Here is a 23,237-nt window from a genome sequence, read left to right as displayed (position 1 = left end):
ACACAAATGACGAGGACAAGACTAGATCGTTCTAGAAATCGTGTGCCCACACTTTCGCTACCCGCCCACAGGCCGCATCGCGCTGACCTGCGACAACGACGCCCCGGACCCATTCATGTGCCCATCAACTGATGAACTCGGGAGCAGGGGGCGACCTACGACACCTTGCTCACCGTCGCCAAGGCCACCGAGGACCTCGGCTTCGACGCCTTCTTCCGCTCCGACCACTACCTCAAAATGGGCTCCGGCGACGGCCTGCCCGGCCCCACCGACGCCTGGATCACCCTGGCCGGCCTCGCCCGAGAGACCAAGCGCATCCGGCTCGGCACCCTGATGACCGCCGGCACCTTCCGCCTCCCCGGCGTCCTCGCCATCCAGGTCGCCCAGGTGGACCAGATGTCCGGCGGTCGCATCGAACTCGGCCTGGGCGCAGGCTGGTTCGAGGAGGAGCACACGGCGTACGGCATCCCCTTCCCCAAGGAGAAGCTCGCCCGCCTGGAGGAGCAGCTGGAGATCGTCACCGGGCTGTGGGCCACCGAGCCCGGCCGGACCTACGACTTCCACGGCACCTACTACGACCTCACGAACTCCCCGGCGCTCCCCAAGCCCGCCCAGTCGAAGGTCCCGGTGCTCATCGGCGGCCACGGCGCCGTCCGCACCCCGCGCATCGCCGCACGCTACGCGGACGAGTTCAACATGCCCTTCGCCTCCCTCGAGGACAGCGAGCGCCAGTTCGGCCGGGTGCGCGCCGCCGCCCAGGAAGCCGGCCGCGACCCCGACGACCTCGTGTACTCCAACGCCCTGGTCGTCTGCGTCGGCAAGGACGACCGGGAGATCGCCCGCCGCGCCGCCGCGATCGGCCGCGAGGTCGACGAGCTCAAGGCCAACGGCCTGGCGGGCTCGCCCGCCGAGGTCGTCGACAAGATCGGCCGCTACGCCGAGATCGGCTCCCGCCGCATCTACCTCCAGATCCTCGACCTCTCCGACCTCGACCACCTGGAACTGATCTCCTCCCAGGTCCAGTCCCAGCTGCCCTAGCCCCTCCGGCCGCGCGGGCAGACCACCCGCATGACTCACACCCGCAGGCCTGCACGTACTCACGGCAGGCCTGCGGACGGAGGCTCGCCGTCCTCGCTCGTGATCTCGCAGAAGATCGGTCACTGGGACGGCTCACACTTCAGCGTGGTAGACCCCTGGACCTGACATGACTGTGGCACGCAGTGGCGGGCCAGTGCCGCATCAGGCGACGTTCGCCCTGTCGACGACGGCGCGTAGGCGCCGGTCGTCGGCGTGACGGTTTCGCCAGATGATGTAGCGGCGGATCATGCTGCCCTGCTCCTTGTGGGTGGTGTGGTCGGTGCCGTCGAGGGTGAAGTGGCGCAGGGCGGTGAACTGGGCCTCGATGCGGTTGAGCCAGGAGCTGTTGGTCGGGGTGCAGGCCATCTCGACGTTGTTCGCCGCCGCCCAGGTGCCGACCCGCCGGCACTTCTTCGTGGTCAGGTGTGGGGAGAAGTTGTCACAGACGATCGCGATACGGACTTCGGGCGGGTAGAGGCTGCGCAGGTACCTGCAGAACTCCAGGAACTGGGTGCGTTTCTTGAGGGGCTTGATGCGGCCGTAGAGCTTGTCCTTGGCCAGGTCCAGGACGGCGAAGAGGTGACGTACTCCGCCGTATCGGTTGTAGGCAGCCCGGCGCCTGCGGCGCGGCTCACCGGGCCGAGCACACCTACGATCGGCGCAAGGGGAGCTGATGAATCACAGCACGTGGAGGACGCGCCGGGCCCGGCAGCTTGCGGGTGAGGCGGTGGAGTACGACCAGGAGTACGTCGACGCACGGCTGGCCGGCGACCTCGGGCAGGCGGTCTACGACCGTCGGATCGAGCTCGGTCTGTCCCAGGCCGAGCCGGCCGAGCGGGCCGGGATGACGCAGCCTCAGGTGTCCCGGATGGAGGGCGGCGACACCGTGCCGACGCTTCCGCTGCTGCGACGCCTGGCCAAGGCCCTGGACGGCACCCTGAACCTGGCCATCGACGAGGGCGACTCCCGCGTCACCTTCACCCCGCACGCCGCCTGAAACCGAACCGCAAAAAGCCCCGGACCATGATCGGTCCGGGGCCTTTCGGCTGGTGCCCCCGGCAGGATTCGAACCTGCGACACCCGCTTCAGGAGTTCGATTTCGGCTCCCAGCGAGCTGCCGGAACAATGAGCGGCGGCGGCTCTCCGATCCGCTGGAGGTCCGTTGGATCCGTCACCGTCCGATGACGTTGATGTCAGCCATGGATGTCAGTGACCTTCTGATCCGTACGGAGGGGGCCACCGCCTCACTGGAGCGAGGATGAATCACCGAAGGCCACAAGCAGTTGGAGTGGCCACTCAGGATCGGCCTGGCCGATGGTTAGGCCAACCCAGCGCCCGGAGGACGGCAGCCGCCACACCTGCATGCTGACGGCGACTCCGCTGAGGAAGCCGAGCGACTTCGGGGCCCGGAACCCGGGGTCGGGTTCGGCGAAGCCGAGATATCGGCCCAGGTCGACGGTCTCTGGGGCTCCCCAGCGCTCGGTCAAAGAGCCAGCCAGCGCGGCGAAGTCGGCCTCCATTTCCCGCTCGGCTGCCTCGACGACGTCCTCGCTCCGGTCGTCCCAGAAGTCCTGGCTCTCGCGGAGCACGGCCAGGTGATATCCGGGCCCGCCCCACTCGCCCTTTGTCGAGGGCTTGACCTCTGAATCGGGGAAGGGGAGCGCGCTCAGCCTGTCGATGATCGACAACAGGTCGTCGGTGGGGCTCACGGGCTGATGCTGGGTCGGCATGACCTGGAGTGTAGGGAGGACTGGGTGATCATGACTGCCCGGACCCTCCTTGACTCCCGCCTTGTAAGTTCGATCGCGCTGCTCCTGCTGTCCTGCCGAGACGCTGCCTGGCTATGCTGCGGAAAGGTACCCGGACCGTGCCATTGCAGGGATTTGCAGACGGCGCCGCCCGGGGTGATGCGGCCGAAGCTTCCGATGGCTCGCACTACGGGGCCGGTGTCCGGTAGAACCGACCGTTTTCCCAAGGGGGCCGGAGGGGGCCATGAATCGTCTGCTCGGTTTCGCAATCGTCTGGGCGGCTGTCTATGGGTCGATCACCTTCGGGTCGGGGGAGTCCGGCGAGGATCGGCTGATGAGTCTTGTCGCTGCGCTCCCGGCGTGGGGTTACATCGGCTTCCGTGTCAAGCGAGAGATCCGGGGGATCAAGGAGGACAACAGGGCGGCACGTATGCGCGGGGAGGAACGGAAGCGCATCGGGAGGGACGAACTGCTTGATGCCGTGACGCCGTTGGTTGCCCGCGGTCCGCAGCCGCTGGAGTGCGGCGTGGCGGGGCATGGGGCAGGGCACCTGTGTCTTGCCGTTTCCGGAAAGGTCACGCTGGCCGATCTGGTCGAGGAGATCAGCCGTAGGTACGGGCCCTCGCGCAACCTCGCCATGGGTGGGCACGCCGATCCGACGGTGGACGCGACGGCAGGACTGCCCCTGCTCACCCCCTTCGGCAACCACGTGGTGGACATGCGGGCCTGGGCCTACGGGAGTTGGTGGATCGGGGCCGGGACCGTGGACGGCGATGACGGCGCACGGCGCGTGGTGCTCGTGGCGGAGCGGGCTGCGCGCGGGCCCTGCTGAGGTTTCCTCTGACAGGCGTGCCGGCAGGCACCCGGCTGGACTCGGCCCAGGGCTTCGGCATGGTCGGTTGATGCCCGGTTGCTGACGTCCCGTCGTATTGGGTGGAGTCCGATGCAGAACAGGCACGGTTCACTCAGCCCGGTGAACGGGGCTGTCCACGAGGACTCCGACGCCGTGATCACACCAGCCGTACGACAGATCATTTCAGTTGCCGACACGTCTCCCCGCGACTGATCCTGGGCCCCGGGTAAGCAAGGAGGAACAAGACGGGGCTCATGCTCTCCCCCGGAGACGACGACGTGACCAGCCCAGACGTCTCCTGGTCCTGCACCGGCTTCAACATGTTCAGGGAGTGGCTGGCTCAGGCAGAGGGGTTCACCCTTGCGGAGATGAACGGATTCGGTGGCGACCGCATGTGGAGCAGCGTCTCCACCACACTGGCACCGCTCCTCGACCATCCAGACGACGAGGGCTCTCTCGCGCCCGCTCAATGCGCGGCCATGCTGCCCAGGCTGGAAGCAATCACCGACCAGCGGCAACACGAGGACGGGGACCCCGTCCTTGAGCGACGCATCGACGACGTGCGCCAACTGGTCACCGTCATGAAGTACTGCTTGGAGAAGGAAGTCGAACTCGTCTTCTGCTGACCGCCGCGGGCTGTCTCCCGTTGGAGATGAACAGCACTTACGAGACAGCCCTCAGTCACTGCGGAGTCGGCGGTAGTTGGCACGTCAATCACGGGATCAGGTCATAAATAGACATCCTGGCCGGTGCTCGCTACGGTCGAATTGGAGACGCCGCAATTGCGAGTAGCAGCCGGCTCGCAAGGAAGTTGGCGTCGGAAGCCAGAATCCACCGGCCTCATGGTGCCAGAGAGTGTAGATGCCGCTCCCTGATCGGCAACCGCACGAAGGAAGTGCCTTGGCCAGGTCGAGGCGCCATGTGCCGCACCCTTATCAAGGAAGAGGGTAACTATGCACGCGAAGCGAACCGTCGCACTCGTGGCGAGCCCCCTCGCCGCAGCAGTGGCCCTGGCGTTCTCGCCCGCAGCCATGGCGCAAGGCTCGGCCGACACCACCCACGCCGCGTCGGTGTCTGTGAATCAGGTCCTGAAGCCGCCGACCCCGGGGGCGAAGGAGGGTGCTCGAGACGGACGGGTAGCCGGGCAGGCTGACGGCCCGGACTGCGAATACAAGCAGTCCTGGGCGCCGAAGTCGAAAAACTCGAAGTACATGCAGGCTTACTCGGCCGCTTACGAAAAGTTCTACGACAGGCTGTGCACGGAAGAGGAGTAGAACAGGGGTTTCGCGACGTCCGGCAGGATGCACCGGATGTCCCAAGCCTCAAAGGCCAGGCTCCGCCGCTCGGCTGGCGGAGCCTGGCGCGTGAGCGCGGGCTCTCCTGACTGGCTTGCACATGCACGTGGATAGTCGGGCCCACTTCCTGGGCGAGCTCGCAGGGATGGTGCGGGATCTGGGACCGGACGAGGTTGTCGACCACTTCCGCTGATCGGCGAAGAGAGCGGATGGCTCGTAACCGATCGGATGAATATTTTGTTCCTGGCCTGCAAATCAATGCTTGGCAGGCTAGTCACGGCGAGTCCGGTCAAACGTCGTCGGTGCAGCCAAAGGGATAAGCGCGGTGTCGGCTGCAAACGGCCACGCACAGGGGTTCCTGCTGTCCAACTGTCGCCGGCGCTGACTTCGAAATGCCCGTGTGCCCGTCCGGAGGAGCGGAGCGACGGCGGGTGCTTGAGCCTGTGAAGAAGGTCGTGACTCAGCGGCAGGTGAGGATGACCGGGGTGCCCGCGGACATGCTCAGCTGTGCCGCCCCGTCCTGCGAGGGCATGTGTGAGCGGATCTCTTCGCGGAAGTGCACCGGCTCGTATCCGGGTTCGGCGAGCCTGGCGTATGTCCCGCCCCGCCCGGTGTCCTCTGTGGCCGGCCGGCCGTCTGCCGGCCTGGTGGGGGCCGCTGCTGCTCGCGAGGTAATCGAGTATCGGTGGGGGCCCGACGCCACCCATACTCGGGTACGTGTTCCTGACGATCAGTACCACCGGCGTCCCCGAGCGCCCCGCGACCGACCTGGGCTTTCTGCTGCACAAGCATCCCGGGAAGGCGCAGGCGTTCTCCACCTCCTACGGCACGGCGCACGTCCTCTACCCCGAGGCGGACGCCGAGCGCTGCACGGCGGCGCTGCTGCTGGAGGTGGACGCGGTGGCGCTGGTCCGGCGGGGCAGGGGCAAGGGTCGGGGCGGCGCTCCCGACGCCGCGCTCGCGCAGTACGTCAACGACCGCCCGTACGCGGCGTCCTCGCTGCTCGCCGTCGCGCTGAGCGCGGTCTTCTCCAGCGCGATGCGCGGTGTGTGCAAGGCCCGCCCGGAGCTGCCGGGGCGGCCGCTGCCGCTGCGCATCGAGATACCCGCGCTGCCCGCGCGCGGCGGCCCCGCCCTGGTCGGCCGGCTCTTCGAGCCGCTCGGCTGGACGGTCACGGCCGAGCCGGTGCCGCTGGACACCGAGTTCCCGCAGTGGGGCGACTCGCGGTACGTGCGCCTCGTCCTGGAGGCGGAGACCCTCACCCTCGCCGAGGCCCTGCGCCACCTCTACGTCCTGCTCCCCGTCCTCGACGACGCCAAGCACTACTGGGTGGCGTCCGACGAGGTGGACAAGCTGCTGCGTGCCGGTGAGGGCTGGCTGTCCGGCCACCCGGAGCAGAAGCTGATCACCAGCCGTTACCTCACCCGACGCTGGTCGCTGACGAGGGAGGCGCTGGAACGGCTCGAGCTGGTCCGGCTGGCCGAGGCGGACGACAGCGAGGTCGAGGAGATCGACAACGCCGTGGGGGAGGAGACGGAGAGCGAGGAGAAGCCGACCCCGCTCGCCGTGCAGCGCCGGGACGCGATCGTCGCCGCGCTCCGCGTGTCCGGGGCCACCCGGGTGCTCGATCTCGGTTGCGGGCAGGGTCAGTTGGTGCAGGAGCTGCTGCGGAACCCGGCCTTCACCGAGATCGTGGGCCTCGACGTGTCCATGCGGGCGCTCACCATCGCCTCCCGGCGGCTCAAGCTGGACCGCATGGGGGAGCGGCAGGCGGCGCGGGTGAAGCTGCTGCAGGGCTCGCTGTCGTACACCGACAAGCGGCTCAAGGGGTACGACGCGGCCGTGCTCAGCGAGGTGGTAGAGCACCTCGACCTGCCGCGGCTGCCCGCCCTGGAGTACGCCGTGTTCGGCGCGGCCCGCCCCCGCACGGTCCTCGTGACCACCCCGAACGTCGAGTACAACGTGCGCTGGGAGAGCCTGCCCGCCGGGCACGTCCGGCACGGCGACCACCGCTTCGAGTGGACCCGTGCGGAGTTCCGTGCCTGGGCGGCCGAGGTCGCCGAACGGCACGGCTACGACGTCGAGTTCGTGCCCGTGGGGCCGGACGACCCCGAGGTCGGCCCGCCCACCCAGATGGCCGTGTTCGTGACCGTGGACAAGAAGACCGTGGACAAGAAGAAGGAGGCGGAGGCGGCATGAGCAACGAGACCACCGTCGAAGCCCGAAGCGCCGGGGGTCGGGTCCTGCCCGTCACCGACCTCTCCCTCGTCGTCCTCGTCGGGGCCTCCGGCTCGGGCAAGTCCACCTTCGCCCGCCGCCACTTCAAGCCCACCGAGGTCATCTCCTCCGACTTCTGCCGCGGCCTGGTCGCCGACGACGAGAACGACCAGAGCGCGTCCGGGGACGCCTTCGACGTCCTGCACTACATCGCGGGCAAGCGGCTCGCCGCGGGCCGCCGCACCGTCGTCGACGCCACCAGCGTCCAGCAGGACGCCAGACGCCAACTGATCGACCTGGCCAGGCAGTACGACGTGCTGCCGATAGTCATCGTGCTCGACGTGCCCGAGGAGGTGTGCGCCGAACGCAACGCGGCCCGCGCCGACCGCGCGGACATGCCCCGCCGGGTCGTCCAGCGGCACATCCGCGAACTCCGCCGCTCCCTGCGGAGCCTGGAGCGCGAGGGCTTCCGCAAGGTGCACGTCCTGCGCGGTGTCGCCGAGGTCGAGAGCGCCACCGTCGTCACCGAGAAGCGGTACAACGACCTCACCCACCTCACCGGCCCCTTCGACATCATCGGCGACGTCCACGGCTGCGCCGCCGAACTGGAGTTGCTGCTCGGTGCGTTGGGCTACTCCGACGGCGTGCACCCCGAGGGCCGCACCGCGGTCTTCGTCGGCGACCTCGTCGACCGCGGACCGGACAGTCCGGGCGTGCTGCGCCGGGTGATGTCCATGGTGAAGTCGGGCAACGCGCTGTGCGTGCCCGGCAACCACGAGAACAAGTTCGGCCGGTACCTGAAGGGCCGCAAGGTCCAGCACACCCACGGACTCGCCGAGACCGTCGAGCAGATGGACCGCGAGAGCGAGGAATTCCGCGCCGAGGTGCGGGAGTTCGTCGACGGCCTGGTCAGCCACTACGTCCTCGACGGCGGCAGGCTGGTCGTCTGCCACGCCGGGCTGCCGGAGAAGTACCACGGCCGTACCTCCGGCCGGGTCCGCAGCCACGCCCTGTACGGCGACACCACCGGCGAGACCGACGAGTTCGGCCTGCCCGTGCGCTACCCGTGGGCCGAGGACTACCGGGGCCGGGCCGCCGTCGTCTACGGCCACACCCCGGTCCCCGAGGCGACCTGGCTGAACAACACCATCTGCCTGGACACCGGCGCCGTCTTCGGCGGCAAGCTCACCGCGCTGCGCTGGCCGGAGCGGGAACTGGTCGACGTACCGGCCGAGCGGGTCTGGTACGAGCCGGTCCGCCCGCTGCGCACCGAGGCCCCCGGCGGGCAGGACGGCCGTCCGCTGGACCTCGCCGACGTGCACGGCCGCCGGGCCGTGGAGACCCGGCACGCCGGCCGGGTGGCCGTGCGCGAGGAGAACGCCGCCGCCGCGCTGGAGGTCATGAGCCGCTTCGCGATCGACCCGCGCCTGCTGCCCTACCTCCCGCCGACCATGGCCCCCACGGCCACCTCCCACCTGGACGGCTACCTGGAGCACCCGGTCGAGGCCTTCGCCCAGTACCGGGAGGACGGGGTCGAGCGTGTCGTGTGCGAGGAGAAGCACATGGGGTCGCGGGCGGTCGCCCTGGTCTGCCGGGACGCGGACGCGGCCGCCAGGCACTTCGGCGTCGAGGACGGCCCGGCCGGATCGCTCTACACCCGTACCGGCCGCCCGTTCTTCGACGACGCCGCGGTCACCGGGGAGATCCTCGGCCGGCTGCGCACGGCGATCACCGGGGCCGGACTCTGGGACACGCTCGAGACGGAATGGCTGCTGCTGGACGCCGAGTTGATGCCGTGGTCGCTGAAGGCGTCCGGGCTGCTGCGCTCGCAGTACGCCGCCGTGGGCGCCGCCTCCGGCGCGGTGTTCCCGGGCGCGCTGGCGGCCCTGGAGAAGGCCGCCGCCCGGGGCGTGGAGGCGAAGGAGCTCCTGGACCGCCAGCGTGAACGCGCCGACGACGCCGCCGCGTTCACCGACGCCTACCGCCGTTACTGCTGGCCCACCGACGGGCTGGACGGTGTACGCCTCGCCCCGTTCCAGATCCTCGCCGTCCAGGGCCGCAGCCTCGCCGCCCTGCCGCACGACGAGCAGCTCGCCCTGCTCGACCGCATGGTCGAGCACGACGCCACCGGCCTGCTGCGGACCACCCGCCGCCTGTACGTCGACCCCGCCGACCCGGAGTCGGTGCGGTCCGGTGTCGACTGGTGGCTGGAGATGACCGGACGCGGCGGTGAGGGCATGGTCGTCAAGCCGGTCGGCGCCCTGGTCCGCGATCCGCGGGGCCGCCTGGTGCAGCCCGGCATCAAGTGCCGGGGCCGCGAGTACCTGCGGATCATCTACGGTCCCGAGTACACGCGCCCCGAGAACCTGGCCCGGCTGCGCGGCCGGTTCCTGGGCCACAAGCGGTCCCTGGCCGTCCGCGAGTACGCGCTCGGACTGGAGGCCCTGGACCGGCTCGCCGAGGGTGAGCCGCTGTGGCGGGTGCACGAGGCGGTCTTCGGCGTACTGGCACTGGAGTCGGAGCCGGTGGACCCGCGACTCTAGTGCGCCGAGCAGCCGGGAGGTGAGACTCCTCCCGGCTACTCGGAGGGCCGGCCGTGGGCGATGCCCTCGAGCACCAGGCGGGTGAAGTCCTTCGTGCCGGCAGTCCCGCCGAGATCGGGCGTACGGACGTCGGTGGTGGCGAGCACGGAGGAGAACGCGTCGAAGACCTCGGCGCCGGCCTCGGGGTGACCGAGGTGGTCGAGCATCATCGCGGCGCACCAGATCGCGCCGAGGGGATTGGCGATGCCCTGGCCGGCGATGTCGGGGGCGGAGCCGTGGACGGGCTCGAACATGGAGGGGTACTCGCGCTCGGGGTTGAGGTTGGCCGCGGGAGCGATGCCGATGCTGCCTGCGACGGCGGCTGCGAGGTCGGAGAGGATGTCGCCGAACAGGTTCGAGCCGACGATGACGTCGAACCGGGCCGGGTCGAGGACGATCTTTGCGACGAGCGCGTCGATGTGCTCCTGCCGCCAGGCCACGTGCGGGAAGCGCTCGCCGGCCTCCCTGACGAGTTCGTCCCAGAACGGCATGGTGTGGACGATGCCGTTGGACTTGGTGGCGGAGACCAGGTCGCCGTTGCGCTGCTGAGCTGTGGTGAAGGCGTAGTCGAGGATGCGTTCGACGCCAGGACGGGTGAAAACGGCCTCCTGGACCGCCATCTCGTCGGGGAAGCCGCGGTTGAGCCGTCCACCGATCTCGGAGTACTCACCCTCCACGTTCTCGCGGACGACCACGAGGTCGACGTCGCTGGTGGCCTTCGCCACCGGACTCGGCACGCCTTGGAGGACCTTGATGGGGCGCAGGTTCACGTACTGGCGGAACTGGCGACGGATGGGGATGAGGAGACCCCACAGCGAGACGTGGTCGGGCACGCCGGGCCATCCGACGGCGCCGAGGAGGATGGCGTCGTGGTGACGGATGCGCTCCAGACCGTCGGCCGGCATCATCGCCCCCTCGGAGAGGTAACGCTCGCAGGACCAGTCGAGCATGTCGTAGGCGAACGTGAGTCCGTGGCGCTTGCCGACGGCGTCGAGGACGGCGCAGGCGGGCGGCAGCACCTCGGCGCCGATGCCGTCGCCGGGGATGAGGGCGATGCGGTAGCGAGTGGTCATGGGCACCATGGAACGCCGGGATGCTCGCGACTGTCCAAGACCCGATTGCAGCCTGTCCGATAAGACCCGCCTATCGGTCGTGCCGCTGTCCCGGCTGATGTGCGGCTCTGCCGGGTGGCCTCAGCCGGCTGTGCCGCCAAGACCCGGATCGGTGACGTCGTCGGCGTTTTGGATGACGGCGACGAACGCGGCGGCAGCGGGGCTGAGGCGGTGACGCTGCCAGACCAGCCCCACGTCGAGGGTGTCTTCGACCGCGAGTCGTCGGACCCGTAGCCCGACCGCGTCGGCGAGGGGGCGCCAGGAGTCGGTGACGACGGCCACTCCCAGGCCGCTCAGAACGAGGGGGAGGAGGCCCTCGCGGTGCTCGATCTCGACCGTGATGCGGCAGTCGGTCGCGGCGACGATGGCGTCTGCGACGCGGCGCATTCCTGTGCCCGGTTGGCCGGTGACGAGGCGCAGGCCGGTGAGCTCGCCGACGGCGAGGGCACGGTCGCCGGGCGGAAGGCCGGCGTCGTCACGGGCGACGAGCACGAACGACTGCGTTTCGATGGGCACATGGTCGAGGTCTGCGAACGCCTCGTGAGTGCCGGCCGCGGCGACGATGCCGACCTCGGCGGCGCCTCTGCGAAGGGCGTCGCGGACGTCATCGGGCCGGGCGGCGGCCACCACCGCCACCTGAACGTGAGGGTAGGCGTCGGCGTAGGCGGCGATGAGCCCGGTGAGGGGGCTGACGACCTGGGACGGCATGGAGGCGATGCGCAACTGTCCACCCCGCAGGCCGTCCACGGCCGCGACCGTTTCGCGGGCGACATCGAGGGAGCGGACCGCTTCGCGGGCCGGCGCGACCAGGGCCGCACCCGATGGGCTCAGCACGAGTCCGCGGCCCTGCCGCAGGAACAGACTGGTCCCGAGATCGGCTTCGAGGCGGCGGATGGTCTGGGTCACCGACGGCTGGGCGACGAAGAGATGCTCGGCCGCCCGGTGGGCGCCGCCGTGGTCGACCACGGCCAGGAAGTAGCGCAGCTGTCGTACGTCCAAGCCGTCCACCGCCTTCGCCGGCCCGCGCGGCAGGTAGCGGCCCGATCACGTCCGGGGGGCGATTCCCTGACGGGAGCGGGAGTGCCCTGACTGGCGCCGTCTCTCGTATCTGCCGTTCGATAAGCGGATGTTATCGGTCGGGCTGCATATGCGTCTTGGACAGCGAAGGTGACCGTCGTCACCATGTACGACACGTCACACACCGCCGACGGGTCCGGCGGCAGTGACCGGTCCGCGAACTCGACGCACCATGCGAGGAGCCGGGCCCCCGGACTACCCGTCGGGCCGGCTCCTGACGGATCTGCAGGGACCTGGTGGAATTCTATGAGCGGAGTCTCCCGTGCCTGACGAAGCCCTGTTGTTCCTCAACACGACGATCGCCATCGTCGGCATCGTCGTCGCGATCACGTGGTTGAGGTTCCCCTCTGTGTTCGCGCTTCTCTTCGGAACCCTCTATCTCGGGCTGACCACTGCGGTCGGGGCGAAGGGCACTCCGGAGGCGCTCGCGGCAGGATTCGCCGACGTCATGGGTGACATCGGCATCCTGGTGACGTTCGGTGTCGTCCTGGGCGCGCTGCTCACGGTGACGAACACGATGCAGCGTCTCGTCGAGGCGATGCTCAAGATCTTCGGCGAGCGCAGCGTCCCGTATGTCTTCGCCGCGACACTGAGCTCGATGCTCACCTCGATCTACTCGGACGTGCTGCTGGTGCTCTCGTCACCGCTCGCGCGCCGGCTGGGGCCGCGGCTGGGCCCGAAGGGCCGCGCCCTGATGGGCGGTTCGCTCACCGCCGGCATCGAAGTGGGTCTGGTGTTCGTCGCGCCCGGCGTCGCCGCTGTGGCCATCGCAGGCATTCTGGACGTCCCACTGGGCCAGATGTTCCTGATCGGTCTCGCGGTCGGTCTGCCGACGGCGCTGCTGACCACGCTCGTTTTCGCCGCCCTTCTGCGCCTGATGAAGTGGGAGCCGGAGTTCGACGAGGCCGGTGAGGTGGACGAAGACGACAAGTCCCGGTCCGCTCCCGGGCAGGCGCACGACGGCCCTGACGGCAATGGTTTCCGCCGCGAGGAGGGCGAGAAGGCGCAGCCTTCCGGAGACGGGGCGACAGCCGGCGGTTCGTCCCGAACCACAGCGGTTGTTCAGGATGGTGGGAAGACGACCACCACCGAGTCGCCCGGCACGGCGCCGGGCGGGGTGCCGCTCGGGGAGAAGGTACGGGAGCTGCCCCTGTTCGTCGCCGTCACACCGGTGCTGTTGACGCTGGTCCTGATCGCAGGCGGAGCACTCGCGGACGCCATGTCCGTCGACTCGGCGGCACTCGTGTTCCTGACCGATCCTGTGGTCGCCATCCTCCTGGGCGCCACCCTGGCCTATGTGCTGGCGAGCCGCGTCCGGTCCCGGCACGAGATCAGTGGGGCCATCAGCACGGCGCTGACCCAGTGCGGTCCCATCCTCGTCCTCAGCGGCATCAGCGGTTCGCTCGGGTTCGTCATCGAGGGCTCCGGCATGGCCGAGATTCTCGGCAGCGCGTTCTCCTCCGGATTCCTGCCGCCCCTGCTGCTGGTCTGGATCGTGGCGGCTGTGCTGCACATCGCGCTCGGCTCCATCACGGTCGCAGGCATCACCGCCGCGGGCATTCTGGCGCCCATCGCGGGCAGCCTCGACACGCCAGTGGTCCTGGTGGCCCTCGCAGCCGGTTCGGGCGCCCTCTTCGTCCCCCACGTCTCCAGCAACTTCTTCTGGATGTTCCAGTCCCTGCTCGGGTTCTCCACCCGGGGGACCATCAAGACCCACACCATCCCGATGACGCTGGCCTCGCTCATCTCGCTGCCCATCGTCCTGGCGATCTCGGCTTTCCAGTGACCGGGACAACTCCCGTCTCCAGCGGGCACGAGTCCCACGACGGACCTCGAACGCATGGTCGTCGTCACGCATCGACCAAGCGTTCCCGAAGATCTCCCCCACCTGGACCGGGTGTGGGTACATGCCACGACCAGGGCCCTGCCGGAGTGCGGTCGGGCTGACGTTCGCCCGGACGGGAACAGCCTGCATTACCGCGGGGCCGGGGGACGATGGCGAATGCGGCGCCTGCCGGAGGGCCGGGCGGTCTTCTGCGGACAGGATCCCGGCAACAGCCACGGTCATCTTCTTGTGCCCGAGGTCGATCTTCTCGCCGGCGGACCGGAGCGGCTGCCGTGGAAGGAACTGCGACACGACGCGGCCGGGCCGCATCTCGGGTTCGTCCACTGGGGCAGGACGGCGCCTGGAGCCGCGCCCCTGCCCCGGACGACATGCGGGACGACGGGCCGGGCCTCCAAGTCGCCCTGGTCCTTACCCGAAGACGATGACAGCGCTTCTGAGGGAGTGTGGGGCGAATTGCCCGGAATGGCGGATCTTGGCAGGGCCCTTCAGGTCCATGTCGCGGCGCGCACGGTGGACGAGGAGGCCCTCCGGGCGCTGCTTGGACCTCGGGAGGACGAGGGCATCGTCGATGGTGTCGACCTCACCGAGTTTCCCGACTGTGACGACCGGGGCCCGCCACCCGGCGGCCCCGGTCCGCTGGGGCCGCCGCGCACCGGCCGGCACGAGCCGGTTTCCGCCCCGTCCGCAGAGGGGTGAATCTCCGCGTAGGTGGTCAGGATGGAGACATGACCTACCACGTCGACTCCGAGGCCGGACGGCTGCGCCGTGTCATCCTGCACCGGCCCGATCTCGAGCTCAAAAGGCTCACCCCCAGCAACAAGGACGCCCTGCTGTTCGACGACGTGCTCTGGGTGCGCCGGGCGCGCGCCGAGCACGACGGGTTCGCCGACGTCCTGCGCGACCGGGGGGTCACCGTCCACCTCTTCGGTGATCTGCTCGCCTCGACGCTGGACATCCCGGCGGCCCGCGAGCTCGTCCTGGACCGTGTCTTCGACGAGAAGGAGTACGGCCCGCTGGCCACCGACCACCTCCGCGCGGCGTTCGAGCCGCTGCCCGCGGCCGAGCTCACCGAGGCGCTGGTCGGCGGGATGACCAAGCGGGAGTTCCTGGACGTCCACCCCGAACCGACGTCCGTGCGCTTCCACGCCATGGAACTCGACGACTTCCTGCTCCGCCCGCTGCCCAACCACCTCTTCACCCGGGACACCTCCGCCTGGATCTACGACGGTGTCTCCATCAACGCCATGCGGTGGCCCGCCCGGCAGCGCGAGACCGTGCACTTCGAGGCGATCTACCGGCACCACCCGCTGTTCCGCGGGAAGGACTTCCATGTCTGGTCCGAGGGGCAGGCCGACTATCCGTCCACCATCGAGGGAGGGGACGTCCTGGTCATCGGCAACGGAGCGGTGCTGATCGGCATGAGCGAGCGGACCACCCCGCAGGCCGTGGAGATGCTCGCGCACAAGCTGTTCGCCGCCGGTTCCGCCGAGACCATCGTCGCCCTCGACATGCCGAAGAGGCGCGCCGTCATGCACCTGGACACGGTGATGACGATGATCGACGGCGACACCTTCACCCAGTACGCCGGCCTCGGCATGCTCCGTTCGTACACCATCGAACCCGGTTCCGAGGACAAGGAGCTCAAGGTCACCGACCATCCGCCGGAGCACATGCACCGGGCCATCGCCGCCGCGCTCGGGCTCAGCGAGATCCGGGTGCTGACCGCGACCCAGGACGTCCACGCCGCCGAGCGCGAGCAGTGGGACGACGGCTGCAACGTCCTGGCCGTGGAACCGGGCGTGGTCGTCGCCTACGAGCGCAACGCCACCACCAACACGCATCTGCGCAAGCAGGGCATCGAGGTGATCGAGATCCCCGGCAGCGAGCTCGGCCGGGGGAGGGGCGGACCGCGCTGCATGAGCTGTCCGGTCGAGCGGGACGCGGTGTAGGGGCGCCGACGGGCTTTTGCATATAAATTCTGAGTTTCGTATAGAGTTCCATGTGTCAACCTGTACCTGCACCTCTGGAGCGCCCCCATGGCGACAGTCCCGACCGCCCTCGCCGGCCGCCACTTCCTCAAGGAGGTGGACTTCACCGCGCAGGAGTTCCTCGGCCTGCTCGAGCTGGCCGCGGAGCTGAAGGCCGCCAAGAAGGCCGGGACCGAGACCCGGTACCTCCGGGGCAGGAACATCGCGCTGATCTTCGAGAAGCCCTCGACGCGCACCCGCTGCGCCTTCGAGGTGGCCGCCGCCGACCAGGGCGCCGCCACGACGTACATCGACCCGAGCGGCTCGCACATCGGGAAGAAGGAGTCCGCGAAGGACACCGCGCGGGTGCTCGGCCGGATGTTCGACGCGATCGAGTTCCGGGGCGACTCCCAGGCCACCGTGGAGACCCTCGCCGAGCACGCGGGCGTGCCCGTCTACAACGGCCTGACCGACGAGTGGCACCCCACCCAGATGCTCGCCGACGTGCTCACCATGACCGAGCACAGCGGCAAGCCGGTCACGGAGATCTCCTTCGCCTACCTCGGCGACGCCCGCTTCAACATGGGCAACTCCTACCTGGTCACCGCGGCCCTGCTGGGCATGGACGTGCGCATCGTCGCCCCGAAGACGTACTGGCCCGCCCAGGAGGTCGTCGACCGGGCGCGGGCGCTCGCGGAGTCCAGCGGGGCCCGCATCACGCTCACCGAGGAGATCGCCGAGGGGGTCGCGGGCGTCGACTTCGTCGCCACCGACGTCTGGGTCTCCATGGGGGAGCCCCAGGAGGTCTGGGACGAGCGGATCGCCGCCCTCGCGCCGTACGCGGTGACCATGGACGTGCTGCGCGCCACCGGCAACCCCGACGTCCGCTTCCTGCACTGCCTGCCGGCCTTCCACGACCTGGGCACCCTGGTCGGGCGCGAGGTGTACGAGAAGCACGGTCTGGAGTCGCTGGAGGTGACCGACGAGGTGTTCGAGTCGGACCACTCGGTCGTCTTCGACGAGGCGGAGAACCGGATGCACACGATCAAGGCGGTCCTGGTGGCGACCCTGGCCTGAGGTCCGGGCGGGCCGGCGCCGGCGTTCTCAGGAGGGCCGGCGCTGGTGCGGTACCACCGGCAGCCGGAACCACACCGCCTTGCCGGACTCGGTGAGGCGGTGCCCGCACGACGCGCTCAGGGCGCGGATCAGCAGCAGTCCCCGCCCGTGCTCCTGCCAGGGGTCCGGCGGGTCGAGGGCGGGACGGGTCAGGTCGCCGGGCGGGGCAGGGTCGCCGTCGTGCACCTCGACCCGGCAGCCGGTCGGCAGCAGCTCCACCACCAGCTCGATCGGTGTGTTCCCCGAGGTGTGCTCCACCGCGTTGGCGACCAGTTCGGCGGTGAGCAGCTCCGCCGTGTCGCTGTCCGCGGCGTGCCGCCGTTCGGCCAGCGCCGTACGGACCAGTGCACGGGCGACGGGCACGGCCGCGGTGGTGTGCGGCAGTGCGACGCGCCAGGAAGGAGAGGTCAGGGATTCGTACACGGGGATCCGATCGGGGAGAGCAGGCAGGTGGTCCTGCTTTCAATCACGCAATCGTACGGGGCCCCGTACGAGCTCTTTCAGGGGTACCCGGATCCAGCTATCGCGCACTCCTGACGGCAGTCATAGATGAATGATAACTTCGCGGGGTAGAGCTCAGTGAGCAGGGCGGCAGCCGCAGTGCGAGACCGCGCGGCGCGCCCGCCCGAGGAGGCCACCCTCATGAGTCCCTTCACCGGCTCCGCCGCCCGCACCCCCCGCTGGGAGCATCTGCGCGTCGACCTCGCCGACGGCGTCGCCACCGTCACCCTCGCCCGCCCCGACAAACTCAACGCGCTCACCTTCGGCGCCTACGCCGACCTGCGCGACCTGCTCGCCGAGCTGTCCCGGGAGCGGGCGGTGCGGGCCCTGGTGCTGGCCGGGGAGGGGCGCGGCTTCTGCTCCGGCGGTGACGTCGACGAGATCATCGGCGCGACCCTCGGCATGGACACCGCGCAGCTCCTCGACTTCAACCGGATGACCGGGCAGACCGTACGGGCGATCCGGGAGTGCCCGTTCCCGGTGATCGCCGCGGTGCACGGGGTCGCGGCCGGCGCCGGCGCCGTCCTCGCCCTGGCCGCGGACTTCCGGGTCGCCGACCCCACCGCCCGCTTCGCCTTCCTTTTCACCCGGGTCGGCCTGTCCGGCGGCGACATGGGCGCCGCCTATCTGCTGCCCCGGGTGGTCGGCCTCGGCCACGCGACCCGGCTGCTGATGCTCGGCGAACCGGTCCGGGCGCCCGAGGCCGAGCGGATCGGCCTGATCAGCGCCCTCGCCGACGACGGCGGTGCCGACGAGGCCGCCCAGGCACTCGCCCGCCGCCTGGCCGACGGCCCGGCGCTGGCGTACGCCCAGACCAAGGCACTGCTCACGGCCGAACTGGACATGCCCCTGGCCGCCGCCGTCGAGCTGGACGCCGCCACCCAGGCCCTGCTCATGAACGGCGAGGACTACGCCGAGTTCCACGCGGCCTTCACCGAGAAGCGCCCTCCGAAGTGGCGGGGGCGGTAGCCGTGCCGGGCACCGCGACCGGGGCGGAGTCCGGAGCCGGGACGGACACCGGCGTCCGGAGGGTCGCGGTGGTCGGGGGCGGGCCCGGCGGCCTGTACGCGGCGGCGCTGCTCAAACGCCTGGACCCGGCGCGCGAGGTCACCGTCTGGGAGCGCAACGCCCCCGACGACACCTTCGGCTTCGGCGTCGTCCTGTCCGACGAGACCCTCGGCGGCATCGAGCACGCCGACCCGGTGGTCCACGCGGCGCTCCGGGCGGACTTCGTCCGCTGGGACGACATCGACATCGTCCACCGGGGGGTGCGCCACACCTCCGGCGGCCACGGCTTCGCCGCCCTCGGCCGGCGCCGGCTGCTGGAGATCCTGCACGAACGCTGCCGCTCCCTCGGCGTCGACCTGCGCTTTCGCGCCGAGGCGCCGGACCCCGCGCACCTGGCCCGGGCGTACGACCTGGTGGTGGCCGCCGACGGGGTGCACAGCGGCACCCGCGCCGCCTTCGCGGACGCCTTCCGCCCCCGGATCACCGAGCACCGCTGCCGGTACATCTGGCTGGCGGCGGACTTCGCCTTCGACGCCTTCCGCTTCGAGATCGCCGAGACCCCGCACGGCGTGATGCAACTGCACGGCTATCCCTTCTCCGCCGACGCCTCCACGGTGATCGTCGAGATGCGCGAGGAGGTGTGGCGGGCCGCCGGGTTCGGTGAACTCGACGAGGAACAGTCGATCGAGCGCTGCGCCAAGATCTTCGCCGACGCCCTCGGCGGCCGCCCGCTGCGGTCCAACAAGTCGACGTGGACGACCTTCCGCACGGTCGTCAACGACCGCTGGTCGCACGGCAACGTCGTGCTCCTCGGCGACGCCGCCCACACCGCCCACTTCTCCATCGGCTCCGGCACCAAGCTCGCCGTCGAGGACGCCCTGGCCCTGGCCGCCTGCCTGCGGGAACACCCCACACTGCACGCCGCGTTGCGCGCGTACGAGACGGAACGGCGGCCCGTGGTCACCTCCACCCAGCGGGCGGCGCGGGCCAGCCTGGAGTGGTTCGAGGACCTGGAGCTGTACCTCGCGGAGCCGCCCCGGCAGTTCGCCTTCAACCTGCTCACCCGCAGCCGCCGCGTCACCCACGACAACCTGCGCCTGCGCGACGCCCGCTTCACCGGGGCCGTGGAGCGCGAGTTCGGCTGCCCGCCCGGTACGCCCCCGATGTTCACCCCGCTGCGGCTGCGCGAACTGACCCTGCGCAACCGGGTTGTCGTCTCACCCATGGACATGTACTCGGCCGTCGACGGCGTCCCCGGCGACTTCCACCTCGTCCATCTGGGCGCCCGTGCGCTGGGCGGAGCCGGGCTGGTCATGACGGAGATGGTGTGCGTGAGCGCCGAGGGACGCATCACGCCCGGCTGCGCCGGTCTCTACACCGACGGTCAGGCCGCGGCATGGCGGCGGATCACCGACTTCGCGCACACGGCGGCACCCGGCACCGCGGTCGGCGTACAGCTCGGCCACAGCGGCCGCAAGGGCTCGACCAAGCTGATGTGGGAGGGCATGGACGAGCCGCTGGACACCGGCAACTGGCCCCTCGTCGCCGCCTCCCCCCTGCCGTACCGGCCGGACAGCCAGACCCCGCACGAGCTGACCCGTGCCCAACTCGACGACATCCGCGATCGGTTCGCCTCGGCGGCCGAGCGGGCCGCGCACGCCGGGTTCGACCTGCTCGAACTGCACTGCGCCCACGGCTATCTGCTCTCCGGCTTCCTCTCCCCGCTGACCAACCGCCGCACCGACGCCTACGGCGGTCCGCTCGAGCACCGGCTCCGCTTCCCGCTGGAGGTCTTCGACGCCGTCCGCGCGGTGTGGCCGGAGCAGCGGCCCATGACCGTCCGCCTCTCCGCCACCGACTGGGCCGACGGCGGCACCACGGCCGAGGACGCCGTCGCCGTCGCCCGCGCCTTCGCCGCGCACGGCGCCGACGCGATCGACGTGTCCACCGGGCAGGTCGTGTCCGACGAGAGGCCGGAGTTCGGCCGTTCCTACCAGACGCCGTTCGCCGACCGCATCCGCCACCGCGCCGGTGTCCCCGTGATCGCCGTCGGCGCGATCTCCTCCTGGGACGACGTCAACTCGCTGATCCTGGCCGGACGCGCCGACCTGTGCGCGCTGGCCCGCCCCCACCTCTACGACCCGCACTGGACCCTGCACGCGGCGGCCGAGCAGGGCTACGAGGGTGAGGGCGTCGTCTGGCCCGCGCCCTACCTGGCCGGCCGCAGACCCCCGCGGACCGGCCGCACGGACGCCCCCAGACCCCGGCTGACCCTGGGGAACTGAGGAGACGGCCGGCCCTCGGGGTCACAGCCCGGCGAACTCGGCCCCCGCGTCCCGCAGGCGTTCGTGCAGTCCGTGGAAGACGCTCGCCGAGCGGGCCCCCGGCCAGTCGGCGGGCAGCAGGCCGGCGGGCAGACCCGGGTCGGTGTAGGGGAGGTGGCGCCAGGAGTCGAGGGCGAGGAGGTAGTCGCGGTAGGCCGCCTCGGGCGGGGTGTCCGCACGCTCCCGCCAGGCGTCCAGCACCCGCGCGTGGCGCTCCAGGAACGCCTCGTGCTCCTTCGCGATCCCCTCGAGGTCCCACCAGCGGGCGACCGCCTCGGCGGTGGGCGCGTAACCGAGGTGCTCACCGCGGAAGAAGTCGACGTAACCGTCCAGCCGCAGCCGCTGAAGGGTGTGCCGGGTCTCCTCGTACAGCCGGGCGGGCGCGATCCACACACCGGGCGCGGCGGTGCCGAAACCGAGACCGGACAGGCGGGAGCGCAGCAGGTGCCGCTTCTGGCGCTCGGACTCCGGCACGGAGAACACCGCGAGCACCCAGCCCTCGTCACCGGGTGCGGCGGTCGCGTAGATGCGGCGGTCGCCGTCGTCCAGCAACTGGCGGGCGTCCGGTGACAGTTCGTAGCCGGCCGCGCCCTGCGCGGTACGGGCCGGGAGGAGCAGCCCGCGCCGCTTGAGCCGGGACACCGAGGAACGCACGGAGGGGGCGTCGACGCCGACCGCGGCCAGTAGCCGGATCAGCTCGGCGACGGGTACGGGGCCCGGCACGAAACGGCCGTAGGCGCCGTAGAGCGTGACGATGAGAGACCTCGGAGCGTGCTGCGCGGACTGGTCGGACACGTTGATCATCTTAGGTCGTCTTGATCCACTCCGGCCCCCGGCACCGGTGTCACCCCTGGTCAGCTCCCGTACCGGCGGCGGTGCGCAGGCGGAACCGCTGGAGTTTGCCGGTCGCGGTGCGCGGCAGCGCGTCCAGGAAGACGATCTCGCGCGGGCACTTGTACGGGGCGAGCTCCGACTTCACGAAGGTGCGCAGGGCCTCGGCGTCCCGCTCGGCGCCCTCCTTGAGGACCGTGTACGCCACCACGACCTGGCCGCGCGTCTCGTCGGGCCGCCCGACCACCGCCGCCTCCAGGACGTCCGCGTGGCGCAGCAGGGCGTCCTCGACCTCGGGGCCCGCGATGTTGTACCCGGCCGAGATGATCATGTCGTCGGCGCGGGCGACATAGCGGAAGTAGCCGTCGGGCTCGCGGACATAGGTGTCGCCGGTGACGTTCCAGCCGCCGCGCACGTACTCCCGCTGGCGCGGATCGGCGAGATAGCGGCAGCCGACGGGCCCGCACACCGCGAGCAGCCCCGGCTCGCCGTCGGGCACGGGAGTGCCGTGGGCGTCCTGCACGCGCGCCCGCCATCCGGGGACCGGAACTCCCGTGGTCCCGGGTCTGATTTCCTCGTCGGCGGCGGAGATGAAGATGTGCAGCAGTTCGGTCGCGCCGATGCCGTTGATGACCCGCAGCCCGGTGCGCTCGTGCCAGGCCCGCCAGGTCGCGGCCGGCAGGTTCTCGCCCGCCGAGACGCAGCGCCGCAGTGACGAGATGTCGGGGCCGTCGCGCCCGTCGTGCCCGTTGAGGGTCTCGAGCATCGCCCGGTAGGCCGTGGGCGCGGTGAACAGGACCGACACCCGGTGCTCGGCGATCACGGTCAGCAACTGCGCGGGGTGTGCCTGTTCGAGCAGCAGCGCGCTGGCACCCGCCCGCAGCGGGAAGACCACGAGACCGCCCAGGCCGAAGGTGAAGCCGAGCGGCGGACTGCCGGCGAACACGTCGTCCGCCTCCGGCCGCAGGACGTGCCGGGAGAAGGTGTCCGCGATCGCGAGCACGTCCCGGTGGAAGTGCATACAGCCCTTGGGGCGGCCGGTGGTGCCCGAGGTGAAGGCGATCAGCGCCACGTCGTCCGCCGCGGTGTCCACGGCCTCGTACGGCGTGCCGGGCGCCGGACGGTTCAGCAGGTCGTCCGGCGCGTCACCGCCGTACGGGGTGATCCGCAGACCCGGAACCTCCGCCTTGGCGAGGTCGTCGACGGCCCGGACGTCGCACAGCGCGTGCCGTACGTCGGCGATCCCGCAGATCGTGCTCAGCTCGTGCGGACGCTGCTGGGCCAGCACGGTGACGGCGATCGCGCCCGCCTTGAGCACCGCCAGCCAGCAGGCGGCCAGCCAGGGCGTGGTGGGGCCGCGCAGCAGCACCCGGTTGCCGGGGACGACGCCGAGGTCGCCGGTGAGGACGTGCGCGAGCCGGTCCACGCGGGCGCGCAGCTCGCCGTACGTCCAGACGCCGCCGTCGGGGGTGCGGAACGCCGGGCGGTCGCCGGGCGGGCCGTGCAGCAGCTCGGCGGCGCAGTTCAGCCGTTCGGGGTAGTCCAGCTCCGGCAGGTCGAAGCGGAGTTCGGGCCACTGGCCGGGTGGCGGGAGGTGGTCGCGGGCGAAGGTGTCGAGGTGCCCGGTGGGGTGCGGGTGCCCGGTGGTCCGTGGATTCATGACGGTTCGCCCCCTCGGTGTGG

At 70.5% G+C, this 23,237-nt stretch carries 17 protein-coding genes and 3 pseudogenes; 12 read left to right on the top strand and 8 right to left on the bottom strand.

What is annotated here, in order from left to right:
- Positions 1–141 precede the first annotated feature (141 nt).
- A pseudogene (locus JL475_RS28510) lies at positions 142–1,038 on the top strand (LLM class F420-dependent oxidoreductase); the annotation flags it as partial.
- A gap of 201 nt (positions 1,039–1,239) precedes the next feature.
- On the opposite strand, the pseudogene JL475_RS28505 reads toward JL475_RS28510, so the two are convergent.
- Positions 1,240–1,704: pseudogene (locus tag JL475_RS28505) on the bottom strand (transposase); the annotation flags it as partial.
- A gap of 46 nt (positions 1,705–1,750) precedes the next feature.
- Here JL475_RS28505 and JL475_RS28500 point away from each other — a divergent pair.
- Complete coding sequence (locus JL475_RS28500) at positions 1,751–2,074, top strand: helix-turn-helix domain-containing protein (protein WP_202280837.1); 324 nt, start codon at positions 1,751–1,753, stop codon at positions 2,072–2,074.
- A gap of 247 nt (positions 2,075–2,321) precedes the next feature.
- On the opposite strand, the gene JL475_RS28495 is transcribed toward JL475_RS28500, so the two are convergent.
- Entirely contained in the window at positions 2,322–2,807 is a 486-nt protein-coding gene (locus tag JL475_RS28495) for a hypothetical protein (RefSeq protein WP_202280836.1), read from the bottom strand.
- A 352-nt stretch (positions 2,808–3,159) separates the two neighbouring features.
- Between JL475_RS28495 and JL475_RS28490 the strand changes: the two genes are divergently transcribed.
- From JL475_RS28490 to JL475_RS28480, 3 genes are all read left to right on the top strand, one after another.
- Entirely contained in the window at positions 3,160–3,657 is a 498-nt protein-coding gene (locus tag JL475_RS28490; RefSeq protein WP_202280835.1) for a hypothetical protein, read from the top strand.
- A 299-nt stretch (positions 3,658–3,956) separates the two neighbouring features.
- Positions 3,957–4,304, top strand: coding sequence for a hypothetical protein (locus tag JL475_RS28485; RefSeq protein ID WP_307825182.1), 348 nt, complete (start codon positions 3,957–3,959; stop codon positions 4,302–4,304).
- Between the two features lie 327 nt (positions 4,305–4,631).
- Positions 4,632–4,952 carry a hypothetical protein gene (locus tag JL475_RS28480; protein ID WP_202280833.1) on the top strand — a complete coding sequence of 107 codons (321 nt, stop codon included), beginning with the start codon at positions 4,632–4,634 and terminating at the stop codon, positions 4,950–4,952.
- 484 nt (positions 4,953–5,436) lie between these two features.
- Here the strand turns inward: JL475_RS28480 and JL475_RS28475 are convergent.
- Positions 5,437–5,595 (bottom strand): annotated as a pseudogene (locus JL475_RS28475) (GntR family transcriptional regulator); the annotation flags it as partial.
- 95 nt (positions 5,596–5,690) lie between these two features.
- On the opposite strand from JL475_RS28475, the gene JL475_RS28470 reads away from it, so the two are divergent.
- Both JL475_RS28470 and JL475_RS28465 read left to right on the top strand, forming a co-directional pair.
- The gene (locus JL475_RS28470) at positions 5,691–7,172 is read left to right on the top strand and encodes a 3' terminal RNA ribose 2'-O-methyltransferase Hen1 (RefSeq protein WP_202280831.1); all 1,482 of its coding nucleotides are present in this window, start codon (positions 5,691–5,693) and stop codon (positions 7,170–7,172) included.
- Positions 7,169–9,733 (top strand): polynucleotide kinase-phosphatase, encoded by a 2,565-nt coding sequence (locus JL475_RS28465; protein ID WP_202280830.1) that lies wholly within the window; start codon positions 7,169–7,171, stop codon positions 9,731–9,733. The genes JL475_RS28470 and JL475_RS28465 overlap by 4 nt, the downstream gene beginning before the upstream one ends.
- A gap of 35 nt (positions 9,734–9,768) precedes the next feature.
- Here the strand turns inward: JL475_RS28465 and JL475_RS28460 are convergent, their stop codons facing one another.
- Positions 9,769–10,845, bottom strand: a complete 1,077-nt coding sequence (locus tag JL475_RS28460) for a tartrate dehydrogenase (RefSeq protein WP_202280829.1) — start codon at positions 10,843–10,845, stop codon at positions 9,769–9,771.
- Positions 10,846–10,965: 120 nt separating this feature from the next.
- Positions 10,966–11,883: a LysR family transcriptional regulator gene (locus JL475_RS28455; RefSeq protein WP_202280828.1), complete on the bottom strand. Its 918-nt coding sequence runs from the start codon at positions 11,881–11,883 to the stop codon at positions 10,966–10,968.
- 340 nt (positions 11,884–12,223) lie between these two features.
- Here JL475_RS28455 and JL475_RS28450 point away from each other — a divergent pair, with 340 nt between their 5' ends.
- The 3 genes from JL475_RS28450 (at position 12,224) to argF (ending at position 16,851) form a co-directional block, all read left to right on the top strand.
- Complete coding sequence (locus tag JL475_RS28450; protein WP_202280827.1) at positions 12,224–13,747, top strand: GntP family permease; 1,524 nt, start codon at positions 12,224–12,226, stop codon at positions 13,745–13,747.
- Between the two features lie 785 nt (positions 13,748–14,532).
- The gene (locus JL475_RS28445; RefSeq protein WP_202280826.1) at positions 14,533–15,756 is read left to right on the top strand and encodes an arginine deiminase; all 1,224 of its coding nucleotides are present in this window, start codon (positions 14,533–14,535) and stop codon (positions 15,754–15,756) included.
- Positions 15,757–15,843: 87 nt separating this feature from the next.
- A complete protein-coding gene (gene argF, locus JL475_RS28440) occupies positions 15,844–16,851 on the top strand; it encodes an ornithine carbamoyltransferase (RefSeq protein ID WP_202280825.1) in 1,008 nt (335 codons plus the stop codon).
- 27 nt (positions 16,852–16,878) lie between these two features.
- Here the strand turns inward: argF and JL475_RS28435 are convergent, their stop codons facing one another.
- On the bottom strand, positions 16,879–17,313 hold the full coding sequence (locus JL475_RS28435; RefSeq protein WP_202280824.1) for an ATP-binding protein: 435 nt from the start codon (positions 17,311–17,313) through the stop codon (positions 16,879–16,881).
- Between the two features lie 219 nt (positions 17,314–17,532).
- Between JL475_RS28435 and JL475_RS28430 the strand changes: the two genes are divergently transcribed.
- Together JL475_RS28430 and JL475_RS28425 are read left to right on the top strand one after the other, a co-directional pair.
- Positions 17,533–18,360, top strand: coding sequence for an enoyl-CoA hydratase family protein (locus JL475_RS28430; RefSeq protein ID WP_202280823.1), 828 nt, complete (start codon positions 17,533–17,535; stop codon positions 18,358–18,360).
- 68 nt (positions 18,361–18,428) lie between these two features.
- Complete coding sequence (locus JL475_RS28425) at positions 18,429–20,684, top strand: bifunctional salicylyl-CoA 5-hydroxylase/oxidoreductase (protein WP_307825183.1); 2,256 nt, start codon at positions 18,429–18,431, stop codon at positions 20,682–20,684.
- A gap of 21 nt (positions 20,685–20,705) precedes the next feature.
- Here the strand turns inward: JL475_RS28425 and JL475_RS28420 are convergent, their stop codons facing one another.
- Together JL475_RS28420 and JL475_RS28415 are read right to left on the bottom strand one after the other, a co-directional pair.
- Positions 20,706–21,527 (bottom strand): PaaX family transcriptional regulator C-terminal domain-containing protein, encoded by an 822-nt coding sequence (locus JL475_RS28420; protein ID WP_202280821.1) that lies wholly within the window; start codon positions 21,525–21,527, stop codon positions 20,706–20,708.
- Positions 21,528–21,567: 40 nt separating this feature from the next.
- Positions 21,568–23,214 carry an AMP-binding protein gene (locus tag JL475_RS28415; protein ID WP_202280820.1) on the bottom strand — a complete coding sequence of 549 codons (1,647 nt, stop codon included), beginning with the start codon at positions 23,212–23,214 and terminating at the stop codon, positions 21,568–21,570.
- Positions 23,215–23,237: the final 23 nt, after the last annotated feature.

It is taken from the genome of Streptomyces sp. M2CJ-2 (assembly GCF_016757295.1).
GTDB lineage: Bacteria > Actinomycetota > Actinomycetes > Streptomycetales > Streptomycetaceae > Streptomyces.
Note: the sequence above shows the minus strand (reverse complement) of the source record. Positions and strands in the feature narration are given on the sequence as shown.

Bases quoted from the DNA above. Each gene is read 5' to 3' on its own strand.
- JL475_RS28460 (WP_202280829.1), bottom strand. From the start codon at position 10,845: ATGACCACTCGCTACCGCATCGCCCTCATCCCCGGCGACGGCATCGGC.
- argF (WP_202280825.1), top strand. From the start codon at position 15,844: ATGGCGACAGTCCCGACCGCCCTCGCCGGCCGCCACTTCCTCAAGGAG.
- JL475_RS28430 (WP_202280823.1), top strand. From the start codon at position 17,533: ATGAGTCCCTTCACCGGCTCCGCCGCCCGCACCCCCCGCTGGGAGCAT.
- JL475_RS28500 (WP_202280837.1), top strand. From the start codon at position 1,751: ATGAATCACAGCACGTGGAGGACGCGCCGGGCCCGGCAGCTTGCGGGT.
- JL475_RS28445 (WP_202280826.1), top strand. From the start codon at position 14,533: ATGACCTACCACGTCGACTCCGAGGCCGGACGGCTGCGCCGTGTCATC.
- JL475_RS28495 (WP_202280836.1), bottom strand. From the start codon at position 2,807: ATGCCGACCCAGCATCAGCCCGTGAGCCCCACCGACGACCTGTTGTCG.
- JL475_RS28490 (WP_202280835.1), top strand. From the start codon at position 3,160: ATGAGTCTTGTCGCTGCGCTCCCGGCGTGGGGTTACATCGGCTTCCGT.
- JL475_RS28465 (WP_202280830.1), top strand. From the start codon at position 7,169: ATGAGCAACGAGACCACCGTCGAAGCCCGAAGCGCCGGGGGTCGGGTC.
- JL475_RS28415 (WP_202280820.1), bottom strand. From the start codon at position 23,214: ATGAATCCACGGACCACCGGGCACCCGCACCCCACCGGGCACCTCGAC.
- JL475_RS28480 (WP_202280833.1), top strand. From the start codon at position 4,632: ATGCACGCGAAGCGAACCGTCGCACTCGTGGCGAGCCCCCTCGCCGCA.
- JL475_RS28420 (WP_202280821.1), bottom strand. From the start codon at position 21,527: ATGATCAACGTGTCCGACCAGTCCGCGCAGCACGCTCCGAGGTCTCTC.